The 22,417-nt window shown below is 70.6% G+C and carries 15 protein-coding genes; 8 read left to right on the top strand and 7 right to left on the bottom strand.

Going from position 1 to position 22,417, the window contains the following annotated elements:
* Nucleotides 1-1,968 precede the first annotated feature (1,968 nt).
* Complete coding sequence (locus OG946_RS24555) at nucleotides 1,969-3,258, top strand: RICIN domain-containing protein (RefSeq protein WP_326798170.1); 1,290 nt, start codon at nucleotides 1,969-1,971, stop codon at nucleotides 3,256-3,258.
* A 77-nt stretch (nucleotides 3,259-3,335) separates the two neighbouring features.
* On the opposite strand, the gene OG946_RS24550 is transcribed toward OG946_RS24555, so the two are convergent.
* Nucleotides 3,336-3,710: a DUF4913 domain-containing protein gene (locus OG946_RS24550; protein WP_326800358.1), complete on the bottom strand. Its 375-nt coding sequence runs from the start codon at nucleotides 3,708-3,710 to the stop codon at nucleotides 3,336-3,338.
* A 564-nt stretch (nucleotides 3,711-4,274) separates the two neighbouring features.
* Here OG946_RS24550 and OG946_RS24545 point away from each other — a divergent pair.
* On the top strand, nucleotides 4,275-5,888 hold the full coding sequence (locus OG946_RS24545) for a glycosyl hydrolase (RefSeq protein WP_326798169.1): 1,614 nt from the start codon (nucleotides 4,275-4,277) through the stop codon (nucleotides 5,886-5,888).
* 2,630 nt (nucleotides 5,889-8,518) lie between these two features.
* Here OG946_RS24545 and OG946_RS24540 read toward each other — a convergent pair.
* From OG946_RS24540 to OG946_RS24530, 3 genes are all read right to left on the bottom strand, one after another.
* Complete coding sequence (locus OG946_RS24540) at nucleotides 8,519-8,902, bottom strand: hypothetical protein (protein ID WP_326798168.1); 384 nt, start codon at nucleotides 8,900-8,902, stop codon at nucleotides 8,519-8,521.
* 458 nt (nucleotides 8,903-9,360) lie between these two features.
* On the bottom strand, nucleotides 9,361-10,182 hold the full coding sequence (locus tag OG946_RS24535; protein ID WP_326798167.1) for a hypothetical protein: 822 nt from the start codon (nucleotides 10,180-10,182) through the stop codon (nucleotides 9,361-9,363).
* Nucleotides 10,161-11,015, bottom strand: a complete 855-nt coding sequence (locus OG946_RS24530) for a glycosyltransferase (RefSeq protein ID WP_326798166.1) — start codon at nucleotides 11,013-11,015, stop codon at nucleotides 10,161-10,163. Before OG946_RS24530 ends, OG946_RS24535 begins: the two co-directional genes overlap by 22 nt.
* A 279-nt stretch (nucleotides 11,016-11,294) precedes the next feature.
* Here OG946_RS24530 and OG946_RS24525 point away from each other — a divergent pair, with 279 nt between their 5' ends.
* Nucleotides 11,295-12,740, top strand: a complete 1,446-nt coding sequence (locus OG946_RS24525; protein ID WP_326798165.1) for a sulfatase family protein — start codon at nucleotides 11,295-11,297, stop codon at nucleotides 12,738-12,740.
* A 238-nt stretch (nucleotides 12,741-12,978) separates the two neighbouring features.
* Here the strand turns inward: OG946_RS24525 and OG946_RS24520 are convergent, their stop codons facing one another.
* Nucleotides 12,979-13,989 carry a LacI family DNA-binding transcriptional regulator gene (locus tag OG946_RS24520; protein ID WP_326798164.1) on the bottom strand — a complete coding sequence of 337 codons (1,011 nt, stop codon included), beginning with the start codon at nucleotides 13,987-13,989 and terminating at the stop codon, nucleotides 12,979-12,981.
* 198 nt (nucleotides 13,990-14,187) lie between these two features.
* On the opposite strand from OG946_RS24520, the gene OG946_RS24515 reads away from it, so the two are divergent.
* The 5 genes from OG946_RS24515 (at nucleotide 14,188) to OG946_RS24495 (ending at nucleotide 19,801) form a co-directional block, all read left to right on the top strand.
* Nucleotides 14,188-15,678: an ABC transporter substrate-binding protein gene (locus OG946_RS24515; RefSeq protein ID WP_326798163.1), complete on the top strand. Its 1,491-nt coding sequence runs from the start codon at nucleotides 14,188-14,190 to the stop codon at nucleotides 15,676-15,678.
* On the top strand, nucleotides 15,675-16,664 hold the full coding sequence (locus tag OG946_RS24510; RefSeq protein ID WP_326798162.1) for a carbohydrate ABC transporter permease: 990 nt from the start codon (nucleotides 15,675-15,677) through the stop codon (nucleotides 16,662-16,664). The genes OG946_RS24515 and OG946_RS24510 overlap by 4 nt, the downstream gene beginning before the upstream one ends.
* On the top strand, nucleotides 16,661-17,593 hold the full coding sequence (locus tag OG946_RS24505; RefSeq protein ID WP_326798161.1) for a carbohydrate ABC transporter permease: 933 nt from the start codon (nucleotides 16,661-16,663) through the stop codon (nucleotides 17,591-17,593). The genes OG946_RS24510 and OG946_RS24505 overlap by 4 nt, the downstream gene beginning before the upstream one ends.
* Nucleotides 17,594-17,618: 25 nt before the next feature.
* The gene (locus OG946_RS24500; protein WP_326798160.1) at nucleotides 17,619-19,265 is read left to right on the top strand and encodes an alpha-L-arabinofuranosidase C-terminal domain-containing protein; all 1,647 of its coding nucleotides are present in this window, start codon (nucleotides 17,619-17,621) and stop codon (nucleotides 19,263-19,265) included.
* Nucleotides 19,266-19,375: 110 nt separating this feature from the next.
* The gene (locus OG946_RS24495) at nucleotides 19,376-19,801 is read left to right on the top strand and encodes a hypothetical protein (protein ID WP_326798159.1); all 426 of its coding nucleotides are present in this window, start codon (nucleotides 19,376-19,378) and stop codon (nucleotides 19,799-19,801) included.
* Nucleotides 19,802-19,902: 101 nt separating this feature from the next.
* Here OG946_RS24495 and OG946_RS24490 read toward each other — a convergent pair whose 3' ends face one another.
* Together OG946_RS24490 and OG946_RS24485 are read right to left on the bottom strand one after the other, a co-directional pair.
* Nucleotides 19,903-20,616: an SDR family NAD(P)-dependent oxidoreductase gene (locus tag OG946_RS24490; protein WP_326798158.1), complete on the bottom strand. Its 714-nt coding sequence runs from the start codon at nucleotides 20,614-20,616 to the stop codon at nucleotides 19,903-19,905.
* 120 nt (nucleotides 20,617-20,736) lie between these two features.
* Entirely contained in the window at nucleotides 20,737-22,161 is a 1,425-nt protein-coding gene (locus OG946_RS24485; protein WP_326798157.1) for an RICIN domain-containing protein, read from the bottom strand.
* Nucleotides 22,162-22,417 lie beyond the last annotated feature (256 nt).

Raw genomic sequence — 22,417 nt, 5'->3', positions numbered from 1 at the left:
CGGAACTTCCAGCCGCCCCGCCGTGAGGTTGAACTGTTTCGGTGCTTCCTCCGTTGTGGAGCCCTGTGAGGGTGGCCAGGGGAGACGGCTGGCCGGGGAGAGGCTCGCCCAGCATCATGTGCGATTCCGGTGTGAAGGCCGGTGTCGCCACACCGCTGCCGCACCCGCTCGTCCGTTCCCACCTGTTCCTCGCCTCGCGCACTCCCAGCCGGTTGCCGGCCTGAACTGCACCGCTTCAAGCAAAGGACGGATAATGGCACCGAACCCCGGGCAGAGGGATTCCGGCTCGCAGCCAGACTCTCAGCCTCACCAAGGCTCCGCTGACGGGCATTCTCCGGCGAATACGTATAACTTGGCTGATCTTGTGCGTAGTTCTGCGCTTCTTGCTCAGCGTCCAAGCACCGATTCATCGGCTCCTTCTCAGGCTGATCTGAGGGACATGCGGCGGGGCGTGGGTGCATCTGATGGCACCGGCCCCGGCTACAACTTGGCCGATCTCATACGATCCACGCTGCCGAGCGCGCAGCCCGATCGCAGTGAGCACGCGGAATCCCGCACTTCCGGCACCGGCCCCGGCTATCGCTTCGCCGACTTCGTACGAGACAACGTGCCGAGGGCGCAGAGCGATATGAGTTCGGGCGCGGCTTCCGGTCCGGAGTCCGGTCCAACCGCCGCCGGCAAGAAGGACGTAGCGTCGGACAAGCAGTCCAGGGGGGCGCGTCGGTCCTGACGGGAGTGTCCAATAGACGGGCCCTGTCTCACTTCCGGTGGTGACGGAGCGTCGCGGCTATCCGAGGAGGATACGGTGGCGGATTCTCTGAACTCGTGACCTTGGTCTGTTCAAGGGGTCCGTGGAGACGGGGTTGAGAGGTCGACAGTGCGGCGTGACCGGCGGGGCGGCTGGAAGTTCCGGGGTCGCGTAGATCGTCCGCGTCCAGCGGGAGTTGACGCAGCAGCACAGGCACGAGACCGGTGATCATCAGGGTGTCTACGCCAGCTGATCACATCGAGGTCCCGTGCCTGCCGCTCCTTCCTCCCTGGTCCCTGCCGTCCTGGCGAAACTGGGCCCCCTTCACCAGCACGACACCGGCCGCCTGCGCGCCCACCTCCAGCGCGTACCCGACCCGCGTTCGCGTCGCGGGCGGTGGTATCCCCTGGTCGGCCTGCTGCTGATCTGCGCCTGCACAGTCGTCTCGGATAGCCCGCCCCTACCGGTCACTTGAAGCCGCCCTGCGTCCACGCGGAGCAACCCCATAGTCACCGCGGCGATCATCGGCCCTCGCACCGCCGGGCACCTGCACAACCTTGAGCGCCGCGGACACCACCCTGGAACCCGCCGTGCTGGATCACATCGATCGTGTCGTGACGCCGGGCACTCACGTCAACCCCGACGACGCCGGCTACAGCGCGGACGTCCCGGCCGACCCCGGGCACCGCCGCCGCACCCCGCCCCGTGAACCGGGCCGGCCGTCCCGTAACCACACACTCCCCGAGGCCGCCCGACCGCCGGCTCCAACCTCTCCCCACCGCCTCGAAGAGGGAGGAAAAGGGAGTGCCCTGCCGACCGCACACGCCGTCGTGTGGCCGACAGGGCCGGGCGGCCACCGCGAGGCTCGAGGGAACCCCGGGGACCGCCGTCGCAGTGGGCAACGGCTGGGGTGAGGAGTCGGTTCACTGCTTTTCGCCGGAGGAGCTGAACTGTTTGCCGGTGGGGCCCGTTGCGGTGTGCGAGGACCGTTGTGACGTCGTGTCCGTGACCGGGCCGCGCGCGGACCGCGGTGGGCCCGGGGCCGGGGTTGCGCGGTCGGCAACGCCAGGAAGAGCGCGAGGAAAGGGGTGGTCATGAGCGTGGGTGAAGAGCCGGGCGAGCCGGGTGGGGTGGGCGGGTCTGCCGGGCCCGGGGATCCGGTGGATCTCGATAAGGCGGTGTTCGGTGGGGAGCCGGGTGAGCCGTCGTCTCCGATCGCTGTGATCATTTCCGATGACGGGTCCGCCGAGATCGACGGGGTGCCCGTGCCGGCGGTGGGAGACGAACCGGTCGACGTCGCGATCCTGGACACCCTCCACGGCTATGCCCGTAGCCGGGGCTCCGCGGTGACCGCGACGATTTCGGATCCGGCCGCCGGTTACGTCGCGGTTGTCGAGGTGGCGCCGGACGGCTCCAGCAGACTGCTGGAGCAGCACGGGCACGAGGCGGACGAGGACGACGTGCCCGGGCCCGCCGGATCCGGCGGGTACCCCGCTCCCCCCGGCCCCGTCGAGGATGCCCCCGGCTTCGACGCCGAGGCCCCCGGCTTCGACAACGAGGTCCCCGACTTCCCCGACTTCCCCGGGGTGGGTGACGAGCGGGGCCGGCAGCCGCAGCCCGTGCCACCGGCGCTTGCGTCCCCTCCCGCTCCCCTCCCGGGGCCCGGCGAGGACCCTGGGCGGGATTCCGGCCGCCGGGGGCAGCGGAACCAGTCGGACGACGAGTACCGGCCGACCGGGCTGCTCAAGCGGCCGGCGTTCGTAGGGGCGGCGGGTGTCGTGGTGGCGGCCGTCATCCTCATACCGCTGATAGCACTGGGCAGTTCGGGAGGCGGCGAAGAGCTGAACCAGTCCGCCGGGGCCACCCGGGAGCCGGACGGGAGGCCGACGACACAGCTCAACCCCGGAGCATCCGATCCCACGTTCTCGAGCACCTCCTCGCCTTCCCTGTCGGACTCGGCGGCCGGCTCGAAGAACCCGGCGTCGAAGGAGACAAAGGACGAGACGGCGGGCCCGGTTACCGGCGCGGATCCCGGCGTCCCCAAGGACGAGGTCCTGATCAGGAACATGAAGTACGGCCTGTGCGTGGACCTTCCCGGCACCGGCGAGAGCGCACCGGAGACCAGGGCACAGGACGCCGCCTGTGAGCCGTCGGGCGACGACAACCAGCAGTGGGTCCTGGACCTGGTCGACGAGAGGGCCGGCACCCACGGGGCCGACCTGTACCTGGTCCGTAACGTCGCATCCGGCCGCTGCCTGGACGTGCCCGGCGAGGGCCCGGGCCAGGTGGGCTCGGTGATCGGTGTCGACGACTGCGTCGACACCGACGAGGACAACCAGCGCTGGTGGCTCAACCGTCGCCCGAACGGCACCTACTCGATCCGCAACCAGAAAAGCGCAGACATGTGCCTCGACTCAGCCAGGACGGGCCAGCAGCGCCCGCACACCAAGATCACCCTCTTCGGATGCACCGCCGTGAACGACCAGCAGTGGAGCTTCTTCGCGCACTGAGTCAGAGGGAACAGCGCCCGGGAGCGGGATGTGCGCCCGGCGCGCACATCCCGCTCTCCGCTTCCGTGATGTCTCCGTCAGGCCGGGGAGGGCTGCGGCCCCGGCGGCGGGCCGAACGGGTCGGCGGCGTCGACCTGGGGAATCTCCTTGTCGCGGTGGGCACCTGGCTTGCAGCCGGCGAAGGGGCCCATCGGGTCCCGCAGCGTGGTCATCACGGGGCCCAGGTAGTCGCGGTGCCAGTTCGCGGGCCCGCACATCCCGGAACCGGGTCCGGTCAGCTCGCCCCAGGCGAGCCACAGCCCGTGGAGCTGAGCGATCGCTTCCGGGTGCTCCCACCAGCGGGAGCACCACGGGGCCGCGGAGGTGACCTCCCTGCCGTAGACCGGCAGCAGCACATGGTGGGTCCACAGGGTCAACTGTCGCAGGTTCTGCGCGTACTCGGGCCCCGTCATGTAGAGGATGAAGTGCGGTGGGGCGAGAGGAAGCTCCCGCGGCTCGGTGCTTTCCGATTCGGTACCCGACTTCTCCGGGGGAACGGCGTCCCCCTCCACTTCGGACACCTCGGAGGTCTCGGTGGACATGGCCGTCCCGCTTTCTCTCGACAGCTTCCGCCTGGCGCACACCCACCACGCCCCGGCGCCGCATACGGTTCACTGACCGGCGGTGGCCCGGGCGCCGAAAGGAGGAGGGAGACCCCCCTTTCCGGCAACGCCCGCCGGCGCTATTCCATCCCGCACGTATCCACCGTGCGCGGCTGTGCGCCGCATGACACCTCGTTGCCGAAGTCGGATCCCCGATTCACTCGCCGAAAAAAATGTGGCGTCTCGGCCAGCGGGGCTGCTGCGCGAATGACCAAAGCGCCGAACCCGCACGCCTGTTGAACCGACCGCTGCGCGCATACGTCGTGGGTGCGCAGGCGATCCACGATCAACGATCCGACGCAGGCCCCCACTCGAGAGGCACGTTCCATGCGCGTGAAACCACCTCGATCATATCGATCACTTCTGTTCGCATTCTTGCTGGTCGTCGTCGGCGCGTCGGCCGTGGCCGCGGCGGCCTTCCAAGACCCTCCCGGCGACCGTGAGGACCGCATCGTCGACGCCGCGGCCACCGGTGACGCCGAGCACACCGTCACCTTCGTGAACGACACAGGCGAACGCATCTGGGTCGGCAGCGTGGCCAGCACCGACGACGGTTCGACCCCGATCACCGGATTGCCGACGCTGGACCCGGGCCAGTCCGCCACCGTCACCGTCCCCGAGCGCTCCGGCGCCGGGCACTGGCGCGGCAGGTTCTTCGCCCGCCAGGGCTGCACCGGCGAGGAAGGCAGCACGTTCCACTGCGCCGTCGGCGACTGCGGGCCGTACGCCGACCGCTGCGACCGCGGGGCACAGCCCGTCAGCCTCGCCGAGTTCAACTTCGACACGGCCGACGCGGCGGCGCCCTGGTACAACGTCAGCTACGTCGACGCCGTCTCGGTGCCCATCACCATCACCCCGGACGGCGTGCCGCCGCCCGCGGACGGCGGCGAGTGCGCCGCGGTGGGCTGCAACGTCGACCTCCTCTCCGTCTGCCCGCCCGAGAACCTGACCAAGGACGCGGCGGGCAAGCCGCTGTTGTGCGTCAACCCGCACGAGGACAAGGACAGGGAGACCGCCTACAGCGACGCGCTCCTCGAACGGTGCCCCATGGCGTACGGGTGGTCCAAGCTCGACCACCAGCGGGGCAACCAGGTCATGCGGCAGTGCAGCAACTGCACCGGCATGACCGTCGCCTTCCACGGATCCGGCACCGGCGGGGGCTCCGACACCGGCGGGGACTCCGGCACCGGCGACGACTCCGGCACCGGTGACAAGACCAAGCCCAATGCGCCGAAGCGCCCCGATGCTCCGAAGGGCCGGACCACGCCCCTCAAGGGCGCCGCCCTCAACCCCGTCGACGGCACCCCCCAGGCGCTGACCGACTCCGGCGTGTCCTGGTACCACAACTGGACCTCCTCCAGCAACGGAGTCGCGAGGCCCAAGGGCGTCGAGTACGTCCCGACGATCTGGGGTCCCGGCTCGGTCAACGAAACCGAGCTGAGCAATGCCACCCGGGAGGGCAAGAACCTCCTCGCCTTCAACGAACCCGACCTGCCCGGGCAGGCCAACATGACGGTGGAGCAGGCGCTCGACCTGTGGCCCCAGTTGGAGAAGACCGGCCTGCGCCTGGGAGCCCCGGCGGTCGCCACCGATGCCGACAAGCCCGGCGCCTGGCTGGACCGTTTCATGAAGGGAGCCGAGGAGCGCGGCCTGCGTGTCGACTTCATCCCGGTGCACTGGTACGGCTCCGACTTCAGCTATCGCGCCAGCTACCAGCTTGCCTACTACCTGCAGCGCATCCACGACCGGTACAAGAAGCCGATCTGGCTGACCGAGTACGCCCTCATCGACTTCACCGAGGGCACCCCCCGCTACCCGAGCGAGGAGGAGCAGAACCGGTTCGTCGAGACGTCGACCGAGGTGATGGAGGTCCTGCCCTTCGTGAAACGCTACGCGTGGTTCGCCCTCTCCACGGAGACCAGCCCGACCGGCCTGTACGACGGCGCCACCCCGAACACCAGCGGCACCATCTACCGCAACGCCGGCTGACCCGCCCCAAGCCGGCCCCGGGAACAGAACCGTCTGCGCCCGGGGCCGGTGCCGAAAACGGACTCGCCGTGACCGCACCGGGGTCACGGCGAGTCCGGCGCAGGTCGCGTCCCGCCGGGTGTAACACCATGGCACCCGGCGGGACGCCATCCCGGGTTCGTTGCGCGGTCGACTGCACCGTGAGTGCGGCGGCCGGGCGGGAGCCGGCCGGGGCGCGTACGCCGGCCTGTCTGCGACAGGCCGGCGTACGCGCTTCCCTGCCCGAGTGGATAACCGGGCGGAGCATGTACAGAGGTGGTCGCTACGCCGTCGGGATCAGCGCCACCCCCCACCCCTTCCCCTGCGTGAACTGGCCGAACTGGGGCCACTTGACGCGGCAGGCGGCCCGTACCCACCGGCGCCCATTCCGTTACCGGCGCTGCCGCCCCCGTTCCCGCTCGGCGCCGCCGGCGCCCGGCCACTCACAGTCACCCCGGTCCTGCTTCGAAGCAACGGCGGGCGCGCGCGGATTGCTATCGAGGTCGCCGTTTCTGCCCGCCGCAGCTCACGCGCCGCCTCCGCGAGCGGAGCGGACGCCTGCTGCGTGCCTGCCGAGGTTGATTCTCCGGACGAGGGCGCCGGGAGGGGGGTCATGGCGCCGAAGACGGGGTTCTCTGCTCGCGTCGAGGTCTCGATGTTCCGGTTTCCGAGTGGGTAGAAGAGTCTGCGAGCATCCCCGTGAGCCTTCTGAGTCTCAAGAGTCGAGGGGCCCGTCGCCAGCGTGTCGATGAAGGCGCTCCATGTCTGCAAGGATGCCTGAACTGCGAGCCTCGTTTCCTCGGACATCGTCGCGTATCCGGTCGTGATGAGCGCGCCTTGCGCCAAGCCGGTGACCACCTGGGCTCCTGCCAACCCCAAGTCCTTCCAGTTGCCGGTCTGGGTGTAGGAGCTCATGTATCTGCGCACGTCCGGCACTTTCACGAGAACGTTCAGAGTTTCACCGGCCGTCACCATCCCCTTCCCCAGTGCCTTTTGGTCTGAGACAGCGTGGGTTATCTTGCCCGCCGACTGGAGCACATGAGCGGCGATCTTCACAGCCAACGTGATCCCCTGTTCATGCTCAAGTGCCCGCCTACCCGCCTTCCTGACGTCCACCGTCCCGTCGCTGGATCCGGCGGGTAGGACGGTGGGGAGGTTTCCGCCCTGCTGTAAGCCCAGGGCGGATCGATCGGAGACAGGACTGGAGGGACCGTCGGAGGGGGTTCCTGGAGGTTCTTCTGAGAACGCTCGCCCTTCCTCAAGGAACCTAAGGGGGGGTGTATGCGGCATACCGGGATGATCCCTTCGCAGGCGGGTGGTTGGCTTGCGGAAGAACACCACGATGCCGGAGTCCGGACGGTTCACCCCGGGGGCGCCGGCGGGTTCCCGCCCCCTGCCGCCGCCACGGTGCAGCCGCGCGGAGGCAGCGCCCTCTGGCCCTGCGCGGGAGATCCGCCGCTGCGTGAGCCGGGCGAGCCCCGCACGACCGCAAACCCGCACCCGACCGGATCTCCCTCGTCCCGAGCCCGACGTCTCACAGCCCGCCGCGAGGTGAACCCCTTCTGCTCCGGTTCCGTGTAAGAGGCACAGGAGAGTGCCGGTCGGGCAGGCCTCGCGGCTGGCCCGCACTGCCGAGGCACACGGATTCATTTCGCGATGAGAGCGAGGGCATATGCCACCACGGCAGCGGATGCAGGACTGGTGGCTGCACCAGAGCGAACGGGCCGTGCGGCGGTATCCGCTAAGGGACGTCTGGCAGGCGGCTGAAAGGGTGTGGGCTGAAGCCGGGGAACTCTACCGGGAGAGGGGGGAGCCGCTGAACTATTCACTGGAAGCGGGGAACCAGACGGTAGCGCAGGTGCTGGCACGGGAGATCCAGGCGGCGGAGGCGTTCCGCGAGCGGTGCGAGCAGGTGCGCAGCCGTGCGGCCTGGTCGCCGAACGCGGAGGCTCTGCGGATAGGTTTGGCGCGCCAGCAGTTTGAATTCGATGAACGTAGGCGGCGCGAGCTGTCGCGCGTAGGGGCATCAGATCCACCGCCGTATGCTGCCGCACCGCCGTACAGCGAGCTTGTGCCCGCGGGTAGCCGAGCTGTTCCGCAACCGGTCGGAGAAGCTGCCGGGGAACTCGCTCCGGATCGCGGTCCGAGCACATCATCAATGCCGCAGCCAGCGGATGGCACCTCGCAGCGCGCACCGTCGCCCGAGGGGCATCACGGGCACCTGCCGCAGACCGCCGCAATCTCCTCGCCTGGGACCGGTGATTGGCAAGCCGAAGCCGCCGCCGTGCTTCAGGCAACGTCCCGCCCGCCAAATACGGTCGGTACCGTAACTTCGGACTCGTCCACACCGGGGGTACCCCTCTCACGGCGGTCGTCGGGCCGGTCGCAGGGCAGAGGCCGAGGATGAGATGATGGGCGGGGTGTCGGCGGTGGCTGAAAAGTGGCTCTGGATCACTTTCCATGCTGGAGCCACGCAGGGTCACCGAATCCGCGATCATGACTGGCCGTGAGTGACGCGCTCCTCCAGGACCTGTGGTTCCGCTAGGACCGACGACGTCGCGGTTGACGCCATCGACACCAACCGCGAGCTGGTGGTCAACGGCCGCGCGCTTTCATCGCCGGCGTTTGGACTCCTCGCGTGTGTGCGCCGCCGGGCGCGTGCGGGAGGCGGCGGGAGCGGGTGCCGAGGCGGAGGCGGACTGACCGGGAGCCCCTGTGGTCTGCGCGCCGCCCGTCGGCTGGCGGGAGGCGTGTGCCGCAGCTGATTCCTCGGGAATGATCGTGAGGGGCTCTTCGCTGCCCAGCATGATCTGCCAGCGCGCGGTTTCCGGCTTCTCCGGGCCATCGGGACGGAATACGGCCGAGTACTGCCAGACCGCACCTTCCCGCCCCTTGAGAATCCAGTCGAGGGGAATGTCGTCGAGTGATATCAACAAGGGGTTGACGCGGATGCGCTGATCGTCGCCGCGCTCATGCTTTTTGATGCGATCAGGCACACCAGACGCCGAGCTGAGTACCAGAGGACCGAAGGGAAGTAGGGGCGAGTTCTGCGGTTCTGTGGATTCGCCTGAGGGTTCGGCCGGCGACGGCCCCGCAGAGGCTTTCGGCATTTTCTACTCCTGTCCGTTCCGCTATCTCTTCGCCATGGAATCCCGTGGCAGACACCAGGCACATCGTGAGCCTGCTGAACTCTGAGCCAATCGGAGATGACATCGCGCCGAACCGAGATTGAGGGTGTGCCGCCCGCCGGCCTCGCGAGACGACGACAGGCGGCCCTTCACGATCTGCAGCCCGACCTTGACCTCCTCCAGCGACGGCACGGACGGCGAGGCCCTGAGGGTGCCGCCGATGCCCTGCTGCCAGCAGCGCCCCGGAGGCGCGCGGACCCGATCCGCAGAGATGTCCCGGTGCTGCCCGCCGCCTGGGCGATCTCGCAGCCGCCGGCACGCCCTCTTCAAGGAGGGCTGTGGTCCGCAGCCAGGAGCGGAGGGGACGTGTCGTCCGGGGGTACGGGGAAGTCGGCCACGGCAAGGTCGACCTGCTCCTCGCAGCCGTCCCGTGCGCACTCGCAGGAGAAGGACAGCACGACATCCGAGGTGCTCCCGAGCGCCCGTGCCCAGGATCGGGTGAAGAAGGTCTGGTACTGAGCGACGAAGGCGCGGTTGGCGTAACGGAGTAGCTGCTGTCGCTCCGCCCGGCCGGTTGCCACCGGCCCATGAGCGAGCAGCTCGGCGAAGTGGTCCTCGACCTCCGCGACGACTTCCTCCACGCTGCATGAGGCGTCGACCACCACGGTCCGGCCGCCGAACTGCTCCACCTCCGCCGCGATCTCGTCCCCCAGATGCTCGTACAGATCCCGTACCCCGGGAAGCAGGTCACGCTCATTCAGGCGGTCACGCTGCAGTTGTGGAGTCGGGACGAGCCACAGGGCCGGGCCTCTTGCCACCTGCGGGGTGATCGGAGTGCCCTCGGCGATCGTCAGTGGTGCAGGGGGCAATGCACGGACGTCGTCCAGGACCATGTGGCCGCGTATGTCGTGCAAGGACATCGCGAGCCGATCCGCCAGGGGCGCCGACCAGCGATCCGGGATCGACATCTCCTCGTACCGAATAGCGGCCGGACATCCTGCGGTGATCGCCCGGTCGCGGTGGTCCCAGGTGTGAGCGTCGGCGTTGTACCAACGCAGCCCACGACGCCGGGCGAGCAACCGGGCAACGGTGGACTTGCCTGCCCCCGGCGGGCCACCCAGCCACATCACGGATTCGAGGCCGTCCATCTCCTGCCGCTCCTCCTCCTGCCACTGTCTGATCTGCCAGGCAGGCGGGGGCTTTGGGTCCCGGTCAGCTGCTTGGTGAGGTGTGACGCAGCCGGCGACCAGCGCCAGCCGGAGGCGTGCAGTGCTTCGGCACGATCGATGGCGATCTTCTGGCGGAGTATCTTCTCCTCTTCGTCGTGGTAGGCCGCGGTGACGGTGTGCTGGCCGGGGTGCTTGCGATACACCTCGCCCGGCCTGGCCTGCATCCACCCCCTGCTGACCGCCTCGCAGAACAGGGCGACGGCGGCGTCCTCGAAGGCCGGGATGGCCGGCCAGCCGCCGACGAGACGCACAAGGTCCGTGCGGGCGGTCAGCGTGGTCCCCATGACCGGCAGTTCACCGCGCTTGGCACCGTCGAGCAGTGCCCGCTCCGGCAGCGGCCCGGGGCTGGGGTCGTACGGACCAGGCTCCAGGCGGCCATCGGTGTGCAGATCGAGGCACGGGGCAACCGTCCAGCCATAGCAGGGGTCGGCCTCCAGGACCTCGATATCGCGGGCAAGGGTCTCCTGATCCGGCAGCAGGTCGTCGGAGTCGACGCAGCGCAGCAGCGTTCCGGTGGCGCGCGCCAGCCCCAGCATGCGGGCCTGGGCGGCTCCACCCCAGCGGCCGGCACCCTTCGAGATCCACGGCGCGTCCGGGAGAGCGTCCAACGGCTTCCCCGTCCGTCCGTCCTCCTGTACCACCCACTCAAGCTGCCAGCCGGCGGGGAGTGTCTGCCCGCGGAGGCACTCATGCAGTTCGCGCATGTCGTACCTGCCTTCATGCACGGGCGTCAGAACGGTGATCATCGGCATCGAGGGGCACAACGGGAGTCATCTGTCGGCGGTTCAACGGGCAGCGCCGTAAGCGACCAGCAACCGCCCGGACTACGCCGCCGCGCAGGCGGCGGTCAGGTCATGGCGTGCGTTCGGGCCTGATGCCGACAGGCGTTGAGACCGCCGGCATGACGGCGTCGTGTCGCCGCATCGCCGGGGACGGGCCGGACGTCGGCCGCGGGTTCTTGACAGGGGTGTCCGGTGCGATCGACAGTGAGCGAACGTTCGCGCTCGCCAGATCCCGGAGGTCGGAACCGCATGCACGGCACGCCCCAGCGTCGCCCCAACATTCTCTTCATCTGCACCGATCAGCAGCGCTACGACACCCTCGGCGCCTACGGCAACGCGCACGCCCGCACCCCGGTGCTGGACGCCCTCGCCGAGAGCGGGGTGGTGTTCGACAACTGCTACGTGCAGAACCCGGTCTGCGCGCCGTCGCGCGCCTCCCTCATGACCGGCCGCTACGTCGCCGCCCACGGCCTGCACGCCAACGGGGTCGCGCTGCCCGAGGGCAACCGGCTGTTCATGAAGAACCTCGCGGACTCCGGTTACGACTGCGCTCTCTTCGGCAAGCAGCACCTGTCGTCCTGCTTCGGCGGCCGTGACGAGATACGCCAGGACGACGGCTACCGCGTCTACCGGCACTCCCACGACCCCCGCCACCCCTCGCCCCGGAACGCCTACCACCAGTGGCTGCGGCGCGAGCACCCCGCCCTGTACGCGGCGGCCGAGCAGGGCACCGGCAGCTTCGACGACATGCCGACCGAGGCCCACTACAGCCACTGGGCCGCCGAGGAGGCCATCGACTACCTGCGCACCGGCCGCGAGCCGGACAAGCCCTTCTTCGCCTGGGTCAACTTCTACGACCCGCACCACGACTTCGTCGCGCCGCCGGAGTACCTGGACCGCTTCGACCCCGCCGCGCTTCCCTCCCCCGTCGGCTCGCCCGCCGACCTGGCCGACCGCCCGGCCGTGCTCACCGAGGCGTCGGTCAAGAGCTACGCGGGCCACCTGCCCGGCTTCCAGGACTACGACGAAGCCGGAATCCGCGACATCGTCCACAACTACTACGCGATGATCGCCCTGATCGACGACGAGGTCGGCCGCATCCTCGCCGCCCTCGACGAGGCCGGGCTCGCCGAGGACACCCTGGTCGTCTTCACCAGCGACCACGGCGAGAACCTCGGCGACCACGGGCTGCTGCTGAAGGGCCCGATGTTCTACGAGGGCGCGGTCCGCGTCCCGCTCGTCATGCGCTGGCCCGCCGGGCTGCCGGCCGGCGAGCGCCGCGCCGGGCTGGTCCAGTGGATCGACCTCAACGCGACCCTCACCGACGCCGCCGGCATCCCGCCGCTGCCGCGCGCCCAGGGCACCAGCCTGCTGCCGACGGCCAGGGGCGAGGCGGACGGCGTGCGCGACTGGGCCCTGTGCGAGTACCGGGACTCCGGCCACCCGTACGCGGACCCGTGCCACGCCACCATGCTGCGTACCGGGGTGCACAAGCTGGTCGTGCACCACGGCGCCCCCGTCTCCGGGCGTGCCCGCAACGGTGAGCTGTACGACCTGGCCGCCGACCCGCGCGAGATGACGAACCTCTGGCACGACCCCGGCCGCCGCGAACTGCGCGCCGGTCTTGAGGCGTATCTGATGGACGTGCTCGTCGCCGTGCAGGACCGCACCCAGCCCCGCGACGGCCACTGGTGAACCGATGAGCCGTACCGCCACCCCGTCTCCCCGCCGAGCGAAGGGAGGCCACCGACGACGACCGGCAGTCCCGCCGTCACCCATCCCGGGCCGCGGCTGACCCGTGCGCGCCCGCGGGACCTCCGCGGCGACCGGCAGTTCCCCCACAACGACGCCGGCCTCGTCGAGGGCTGACAGCGCCACACCGAGCCGGGACATGGCCGGAGCACGGGCGTTGGGGCCGGCGAGGCGCGCGTGTTCAGACCGGGACGACGGCCCGCGACGACGCGCGGTACACCATGGCCACCGGCATGGTCCGGTCGGCCGCCGCGCCCGTCTCCATCTGTTCGGCGAGCAGCCCCAGCGCGGTCTCCCCCGCGCGGTGGAAGGGCAGCCGCACCGTGGTCAGCGGGGGGATCGTGCGCGCCGCGAAGTGCAGGTCGTCGCAGCCGACGACCGAGCAGTCCTCGGGCACCCGCAGGCCGCGTTCGTACAGTGCGTTGAGCGCGCCGACCGCCATCGTGTCGTTCTGCGCGACGAGGGCGGTGAGTCCGGGTATACGGTCCAGCAGCCGGTGTGCCGCACGGTGGCCGCCCTCGACCTCCCAGTCGCCCTCCTCCACCAGCTCGGGCGGCAGGGCGATGCCGTGTTCGCCGAGGACCTCCGCGTACGTGTCGAGGCGCTCGCGGGTGACGCGGCGTGCGCGCAGCCCCGCGATGACGCCGATGCGCCGGTGTCCCAGCGTCAGCAGGTGGCGCATCGGCAGCCGGGCGGACTCGCGGTTGTCGCCGTGCACCACGGGGATGCCGCCGCCGTCGATGTGGTGCAGGGACACGGCCGGGATGCGGCCGGAGCGCAGGAGGGTGCCCGTGCGCGGGTCGTCCTCGACGGCGGGGGCGTTGCAGATGATGCCGTCGACGCGCCGTTCGGTGAGCACGCGCAGGGCACGCTCGGCGTCGGAGCCGGTGGCGTCGACGCTGCTGATGAGCACGCCGAGGCCGCGTCGGCGGGCCTCGCGCTCGATGCCGACCAGGTGCTGCGCGAGGACCGTGTTGCTGAAGTCGGAGTTGAGCACGCCGATGGTGCCCGTCACCCGGGTCTGCAGGCCGCGTGCGAGAACGTTCGGCACGTAGCCCAGTTCGTCCGCGGCCTCCCGCACCCGGCGCCGGGTCTCGGCGGAGACCCTGCCGGAGTCGTTGAGCGCCTTGCTGACGGTCTGGAAGCTCACTCCGGCCCGGGCGGCTACGTCCTTCAAGGAGACATTCGGCACGGTCGGATCATAACGACCCCCGAATCGGCCGTCGATCGGCTGCCGGCCGACGGACATCCGTACGAGGTGTTGACGCGCCGCGGGCGCGGTGGCCACGATGAGCGAACGTTCGCGCCACCGGGATGTCACACGTCGGGCGTCACGCCCCGCACCGGCAGGCCGGGTCGCGTACGGGCCGGGACGGCACCAGGAGGAGAGATGGCGATCAGCCGGCGCACGCTGCTGGGACACGGCTCCGCTCTGGCCGCCGTACCGATCGGCGGCGGCCCGCTGACGGGCTGCTCGTCCGGTTCCGCCGAGGTGACGGCCGACGGCCGCCAGGCGGGCGCCCTGACCTGGTGGGACCAGTACCAGCCCGTGGCGGAGGTGCACGACCGCTTCGCCCGGGCCTTCGAGAAGCACCACCCCGGCACCGCGGTCGCCCGGCAGGTCTACAACCCCGACCAGATGGGCCAGGCCCTGCAACTGGCCCGCAAGAGCCACCAACTGCCCGACATCACCAGCCTCGCCGGCCTGGAGGTGCCCGGCGGCACACCCGCCGCGGGGGTCGCCCGGCTGAAGCGCGACGGCTGGTTCCAGCCGCTGCGCCTCTCCGCCGGGGCCCGTGCCCGTATCCCCCGCGCCGGGCTGGTGGAGGGGCTGAACGTGTTCGACGGCGAGATCTACGGGATGCCGCTCTTCAGCGACCGGTCCCACTCCACCCTCAACTGGTTCGACAGCAGGCTCGTCGAGCAGGCCGGCGGCGACCCGGACTCCGGCCCGGCGACCTGGGACGAGTTCCGCGCCCTCGCCCGCCGCATCACGCACGCCGGCGACAACCGGGTCTGGGGCTGGATCGAGGGCGTGCAGTTCACCGACCGCCTCCAGCAGCGCCTGATCAACCTCGCCAACGTCGCCGGCGCCGCCGGCGAGTGGGACCCGGCCACCGGGGAGTATGCCTACGCCGACGAGCCCTTCGTGCGCGCCCTGGAGTTCTTCAAGGCCCTGCGCGACGACAAGGTGCTGTTCCCCTCCTCCACCTCGCTCGACGTGCGCACCGCCCGCTCCCGCTGGGCGTCCGGGGCGGCCGCGATGTTCCTCGACGGACCGTGGAACGCCGGCGTCGTACTCGGCAGCTTCCCCGAGTTCATGCCGAGGGTACGGGTCGGCCAGATCCCCGTGCCCGACGCCGGCACCGCTCCCCTGGTGCACGTCGCGCACGGCTCCACCCAGCTTTTCGTCACCGCCGACAGCAAGCGGCCCGAACTCGCGGCCGAGCTGCTCGGCGAACTCACCGGGCCGGACTACTACCGCGGTCTCGCCGAGGGCATGGACCTGCCCCCGCTCGACCTCGGCGCCGTGGCGGACGCCGACGTGCCCGGCGTCTACCGCCGGGCGGTGCAGATGTACGCCGAAACGGTCCGCCTGCTGCCCGACCCCACCATGAACAATCCCCGCATCGGCGACGTCACGGCCCGGATGCGGCAGGTCACACCGGACCTGGGCCAGATCGTCCAGGGAGTGCTCGTCGGCGCGCTCGACGACCCGGCCGCGGCGCTGCGCACGTACCAGAGCGACATGAGCGCCGAGCGGGACCGCGCCATCCGGCTCTCCCGCGCCGACGGCCTCGACGCCTCCCCCGACGACTGGGTGTTCCCGGACTGGCGGCGAGGACACGACTACGTACCCGGCGAGGAGGGCGACGAGTGAGCCTCACCAAGCCGGCGCGCACGCCGCACGCCACCACCACCCGGGCGCCGCGGCGGCCGGACCCGCACGGCGACCACTCCCTCGGTACGCGCCTCCGGCGCAACAAATGGGTCTACGCCTTCCTGCTCCCCACGATCGTGCTGTACGGGATGTACACGCTCTGGCCGATCGCCGCCAGCGTCTGGTACTCGCTGCTGGACTGGGACGGGCTGACCGGTGACGGCGAGTTCGTCGGCGGCGCCAACTACGCCGAGGCGTTCTCCGACCCGTTCTTCTGGAACGCCCTGTGGATCACCCTGCTGTTCATGCTGGTGTCGGTGCCGGTGCGGGTCGGCCTCGCGCTCGGCGCGGCCATCGTGCTGAACAACCCCAGGCTGCCGTTCGCCAGACTCTTCCGCACCGCGCTGTTCCTGCCGGTGGTGACGACCACCGCCATCGTCGGCATCGTGCTCGGCTTCGTCCTGGACCCCGTCGGCGGCCCGGTCAACCACGTGCTGCTGTCGCTGGGCCTCGTCGACACCCCGGTGAACTTCCTCGGCGACGCCGGCCTCGCGCCGTGGACGGCGATGGGGGTGCACGTCTGGAAGTGGTTCGGCATCACCCTGGTCTACTGGCTCGCCGCCCTGCAGACCGTGCCCAGGGAGCTGCTGGAGGCCGCCGAGGTCGACGGCGCGGGACCGTGGCAGCGGTTCCGCCACGTCACGCTGCCGGTGCTGAAGCCCTTCCTCGTCATCATCACGCTGCTGAGCGCGGTGGAGACACTCCAGGTCTTCGACCTGGTGCTCACCCTGACCAACGGCGGGCCGTTCTTCTCCACCGAGGTCGTCGAGGTCTACCTCTACCGGCTCGCCTACGCCTCCACCACGCCGCGCCTCGGCTACGCCTCCGCCGTCGCGGTGCTCTTCGGCGCGGTCACCGTGGTCCTGGCGGCCCTGCAGGTGCTCGGTGTCCGGCTGGCGCGCCGCAACGGGAGGAAAGAAGAATGAGCCACTCCCCGAACCGTCCGGCGGCCCGCCCGGCCGGCCGCCGCCTCGGCCTCCGCCCCCGCCGCCCTCACCGCCGCGAGCGCCGGAGTGCGTCCGTCCGGACCCGCCGCCGCGTCCTGCTCTGGGTGCAGGTCGCGATCATCGCCGTGATCTGCGTGGCCTGGATCTACCCGCTGCTCTGGGTGGTCTCGGTGTCCTTCAAGGACCAGGCCGAAGTGTTCTCCGGAGGGCTGTCGCTGATCCCCGACCGCTGGAGCCTGGACAGCTACGAACGGGCGTGGGAGGTCGGCGGGTTCTCCGACTACCTGCTCAACAGCTTCCTCGTCACCGCGGGAACGGTGGTCCTCGTGGTGGCGCGCTGCGCCATGGCGGGCTACGTGATCGCACGGTACAACTTCCCCGGCAAGCGCATCTTCGTGGTCCTGCTGGTCGCCACCCTCTTCGTGCCGGTGGGCCTGACCGTCATCCCCGTCACCGAGCTCAGCGACTCCCTGGGGCTGCTCAACTCCCGGTGGGGTCTGGTCCTCGCGCTCAGCGGCACCGGTCAGGTGGCCGGAGTGCTGCTCTACGCCGGCTACTTCAGGTCCGTGCCCCGCGAGCTGGAGGAGGCCGCCATGCTCGACGGCGCCGGATTCGTGCGCACGTTCACCAAGGTCATGCTGCCCATCGCGCGCCCGGTCACCGCCACCGTGGCGGTGATGACCTTCCTGTTCGCGTGGAGCAACTTCTTCCTGCCGCTGGTCTTCACCCTCAGCCGTCCCGAACTGCGCACCCTGTCGGTCGGCATGCTGGCGTTCCGCAGCGAGAACTCCATCGACTGGCCGGGTCTCGCGGCGGCGGGCACCATCTCCCTGCTCCCCGTCGTGATCGTCTTCATCCTGCTGCAGCGGCACTTCATCGACGGCGTCGCGGGGGCGGTGAAGTCGTGACCACCGGCCGCAGAGGAGGCCCGCGGTGACCGTGCAGGCGGTGATCGGGATCGACACCCGGCGCCCCGCCGGCCGCATCGAGCGCGACATCTACGGCCACTTCCTGGAGTCGGCGTTCTTCGGCAACATCGAGGGCGGCGTCTTCGACGAGGACTCGCCGTTGTCCGCGCCGGGTCCCGGCGTACGGGCCGGCTTCCGCGAGGACGTGCTCGCCCTCTGCCGCGACCTGGGCATCCCCCACGTCCGCTGGCCCGGCGGCAACTTCACCTCCCCGTACCGCTGGGAGGACGGCATCGGGGCGCGCGCCGCGCGCCCGCGACGGCTGGAACTGGCCTGGGGCGGCGAGGAGTCGAACCGCTTCGGCACCGACGAGTTCCTGGCCTGGTGCGCGGACGTGGGCGCCGAGCCGTTCCTGGTGCACGGCTGCCGCAGTGTGGACGACGCGGTGCGCTGGGTGGAGTACACCAACTACGCCGGCGACACCGCCTGCACCCGCCGCCGCGCGGCGAACGGCCACCCGGAGCCGTACCGCGTGCGCTACTGGGGCGTCGGCAACGAGCCCTACGGCCCGTGGCAGATGGGCCACCGCCCGCCCGCCGAGTACGCCGCCGCGGCCCGCGAGCACGCCCGGTTCATGCGCCTGGTCGACCCGGCGATCAAGCTGATCGCCTGCGGCAGCCCCTGGCAGCAGGAGGAGTGGACACGGCCCCTGCTCCAACGGGCCGGGCCGCTGATCGACTACGTCTCCCTGCACCTCTACGCCGCCAGCACCCACCCGTACACCGCCCCGCACGGAGACGACGACTACGAGGCGGTCGTCGCCCAGCCGCTCTACTTCGAGCAGCGCATCCAGGACTACGCCCACCTGGTGGCGGACCTCTCCGCCGAAGCCGGTCTTGAGCGCCCGCCGGCGCTGGCGCTCGACGAGTGGAACATCCGCCACCTGGAGCCCGCCGACTGGCCCGAGCCCCAGCCGGGCAGCGACGGCGGCACGGCCGCGCGCGAGCTGCCGGACGGCCCGGCAGAGGACCGGCCCGAGCGGCTGCGCGTCAACCGCTACAGCCCCCGCACCCTTGCCGACGCCCTGTTCTACGCGGGCGTCTTCCACGCGCTGCACCGCGCCTGCGCGCTGCCCGCGCCGGTGACACTGGCCAGCACGGTCAACCTCGTCAACGCCAACGGACTGGTGGTGGCCCGGCCCGGCGGTGCGGTGAGGTCCGCCTCGTACCACGTGTGGGATCTGTACCAGAACCACACCGGGCCCGTGGCACTGCCGACCACGGTCGAGGGACCGGCCCGCACCGCGGCCGTCCGCCAGGGCGACGGCAGTGAGCGCGGCGGCGCGCTCGCCACCCGCCCCGGCGTCGTGGCCCACCTCGACGCCAGTGCCACCCTCTCGGCCGACGGCCGCCGCCTCCACCTCGCCGTCGTCAACCGCCACCGCGACAGGGCGCTGCCGGCCCGCATCGTCCGCGACGGCGGACACGGCAGCCTCCCGGAGGTGGCCGCGGTCCGTGACCTGGGCGCGGGGACGGACGACGTACTGGCCGCCAACAGCCTGAGCGCCCCGGACCGGGTCGCCGTACGCCACCGCCCGGCGGTCCAGACGCCCGACGGCCACTACACCTTCCCGGCGCACTCCGTCACCGTGCTGGCCTTCGACCTCGCGTAAGAAATGCGGTCAAGGGACCACCGATGAACCCGATGGATAGGGGATGCGTTGTAGCGGATTGCAGGGTCTGAATCGACCCCGCGGTCCAAGAGCACAGGGAAGGAGCAGCCATGCCTCATGCAGTGGACGAGGATGAAAACGCTGAGGGGCTCACCGAGGAGACGGATCCCAACATGCCGACGTCCGAGGAACGGAGGTTGTACGAGCAATGGAGGAATGCCGCGAGCCGCGGGGAGCAGATCGACACGGACGCTGACGATCGCGAGTTGAGGGGCTTGGCGCCGTGGATGGCGGTTCCCGCAGGACGGACGGAGCGCGACCCGCGCCAGTTCTTGCGCAACCTCCGGGACCAGGCTCGCAGTGACGGCACGGACGAGATGAACGCGCCCACCGCCGAAACGGCCCGCGACACCCTGCCCCCCGCGAACGGCGCGAACGGGAATCCCCCCCACGGTACCGAGCGTCAACCGACAAACGGTGTCAACGGTCACGGACCCAGCAGCCCTGAGCGAGGCCGCCGCCGGGCGGCACGCTGACGGTTTCGCGCTCCACCGCGAGAGCGGAACCTGGACGCGGGCCGGTCGGGTACGAGACCGCCCTCCCACTCTCGTACCAGACCGGGCCCGTGGCCCGCGGGTCAGTGGCCGGCGCTCATGCCGCCGTCGACGTGGAGGATCTCGCCGGTGACGAACGGCGCGTTCTCCAGGTAGATCACCGCGTCGACGACGTCGCTCCGTTCGCCCATCCGGCCGACCGGATGCAGGGCGGCGAGGGCCTCATGGGTCTCCGCCGGGTGCATGGGGGTCTTGACCGTGCCCAGGGAGACGGCGTTGGTGCGGATGCCGCGGGTGGCGTACTCGATGGCGAGGGACTTGGTGGCCGACTGCAGGCCGCCCTTGGTCAACGAGGTGAGGACAGAGGGGACGTGGGAGTTGGCGTGGTCGACCAGGCTGGTCGTGACGTTGACGATATGGCCGCCGCCCTGGGCGAGCATCTGCTCGATGGCCAGTTGGGTGATGCGGAAGAAGCCGGCCAGATTCACACCGGTCACCGCGGCGTAGTCGTCCCGGGTGTAGTCGGTGAAGGGCTTGGCGACGAAGACACCCGCGTTGTTGATCAGAGTGTCGACACGTCCGAACCGCTCGACGCCGGCGGCGATGACGTGTTCGGCCGTGCCGGGAGCGGCGATGTCACCCTGGACGGTCAGGACCCCCGCGTCGTCGGAGGGGGCGATCGTGCGCGAGGTGGCGACGACGGCGTAGCCGAGCTTGTGATAAGCGTCGACGAGGCCGGCACCGATGCCCTGCGAAGCGCCGGTGATGACGGCGACCCTCTGGTTCTGAGTACTCATGTTGACCTTCTTCGGGAGGAGATGGGGACTGCCCGGCCGACGAGCGTGGCCGGGGTCGGGAGCCTCAGGTGTTGCGGGCACGCGCCCCCGCGCCCCGATCAGCGGCCAGGATGAAGGAACTCAGATGGTGAAGAAGTTCCACTGGTGGTCGTCGAGGTCGCTGCATCCGTAGAGGGTGACCTTGGCGTGGGGTTCCTCCTTGCTCGTCCTGGCTACGTCGAGGCACATGTCTCCGCTTTTCTGGTTGCGGATCCAGTAGGTGCCGTTCGCGCGCCGGTGGAGCCACCAGCGCTGGTTGTCCTCGGCGCTCTCGCGGCAGTCGTAGACGTCCATCACCACACCCACCTGGCCCGGGCCCCGGTCGGGCACGTCCAGGCAGAGGCCGGCCTTGACGTTGCGGATCACGTACAGGTCGGCCCCGCGGGTGCCGGCCCCCTTGTCGACCAGGTCCAGGACCCACCGCTGGTTGTCGTCGCCCGACGGCGTGCAGCCGGCGTCCCGGGTCCCGGTACCCGGTGAGCTCTTGCCGGTGCCGGGAAGGTCCAGGCACAGGTCGTACTTCTTGTTCCTGATCACGATCTCGCCCTTGGGGACGCGGGGATCCACCCCGGTACTCGGGCCCGCCGGCGGCTTCGACTTCACCGTCTCCTCCTTCTCCTCCGTCTCATCCGTGCCAGCCGGCTCCGGGGAGTCCTTCTTCTCCTCCGGGTCCTGCGAGTCCTTCTTCTCCTCCGGCTTCGGCTTCTTCGGGCCGGACGTCGAGTCCGAGGGGGAAGGCGAGGGGCTCGACGGCGAGGTGCTGGGGAACGTGGGATCGGGCACCCCGGGGTTGAGCTGTGTCGTCGGCCTCCCGTCCGGCTCCCGGGTGGCCCCGGCGGACTGGTTCAGCTCCTCGCCGCCTCCCGAACTGCCCAGCGCTATCAGCGGTATGAGGATGACGGCCGCCACCGCGACACCCGCCGCCCCTACGAACGCCGGCCGCTTGAGCAGCCCGGGCGCCCGGTACTCGTCGTCGGACTGGCTCTGCTGCCCCCGGCGGCCGAATCCCCCACCGGATCCCCGGCCGAATCCCCGGCCGAATCCCCGGCCGACGTTCTCGTCGGGATCCGGGGCGGGAGCGGGAGGCGGCGGAAGTGCCGCCGGTACGGGCTGCGGCCGCAGGCCCGGCTCGGCGCCTACGTCGCCTGCGTCGGGGAGGTCGGGGACCTCGTTGTCGAAGCCGGGGGCCTCGGCGTCGAAGCCGGGGGCATCCTCGACGGGGCCGGGGGGAGCGGGGTACCCGCCGGATCCGGCGGGCCCGGGCACGTCGTCCTCGTCCGCCTCGTGCCCGCGCTGCTCCAGCATCCTGCTGGAACCGTCCGGCGCCACCTCGACAACCGCGACGTAACCCGCGGCCGGATCCGAAATCGTCGCGATCACCGCGGAGCCCCGGGAATGGGCATAGCCGTGCAGGGTGTCCAGGACCGCGACGTCGACCGGCTCCTCCCCCACCGCCGGCACCGGCACCCCGTCGATCTCGGCGGACCCGTCATCGGAAATGATCACAGCGATCGGAGACGACGGCTCACCCGGCTCCCCACCGAACACCGCCTTATCGAGATCCACCGGATCCCCGGGCCCGGCAGACCCGCCCACCCCACCCGGCTCGCCCGGCTCTTCACCCACGCTCATGACCACCCCTTTTCTCGCGCCTCTCCTGGCGTTGCCGACCGCGCAACCCCGGTCCTCGCACACCGCAACGGGCCCCACCGGCAAACAGTTCAGCCCCGCCGGCGAACAAGTGGCAGCGGGCGGCGGTGTC

Source organism: Streptomyces sp. NBC_01808, from assembly GCF_035917395.1.
GTDB lineage: Bacteria > Actinomycetota > Actinomycetes > Streptomycetales > Streptomycetaceae > Streptomyces.
The sequence above is the reverse complement of the archived record's forward strand: the minus strand, read 5'-3'. Positions and strand labels throughout refer to the sequence as shown.

Coding starts and splice junctions, on each gene's coding strand:
- OG946_RS24550 (WP_326800358.1), bottom strand. CDS start 3,710: ATGACGGGGCCCGAGTACGCGCAGAACCTGCGACAGTTGACCCTGTGG.
- OG946_RS24535 (WP_326798167.1), bottom strand. CDS start 10,182: ATGGACGGCCTCGAATCCGTGATGTGGCTGGGTGGCCCGCCGGGGGCA.
- OG946_RS24530 (WP_326798166.1), bottom strand. CDS start 11,015: ATGCCGATGATCACCGTTCTGACGCCCGTGCATGAAGGCAGGTACGAC.
- OG946_RS24525 (WP_326798165.1), top strand. CDS start 11,295: ATGCACGGCACGCCCCAGCGTCGCCCCAACATTCTCTTCATCTGCACC.
- OG946_RS24515 (WP_326798163.1), top strand. CDS start 14,188: ATGGCGATCAGCCGGCGCACGCTGCTGGGACACGGCTCCGCTCTGGCC.
- OG946_RS24505 (WP_326798161.1), top strand. CDS start 16,661: ATGAGCCACTCCCCGAACCGTCCGGCGGCCCGCCCGGCCGGCCGCCGC.
- OG946_RS24495 (WP_326798159.1), top strand. CDS start 19,376: ATGCCTCATGCAGTGGACGAGGATGAAAACGCTGAGGGGCTCACCGAG.
- OG946_RS24490 (WP_326798158.1), bottom strand. CDS start 20,616: ATGAGTACTCAGAACCAGAGGGTCGCCGTCATCACCGGCGCTTCGCAG.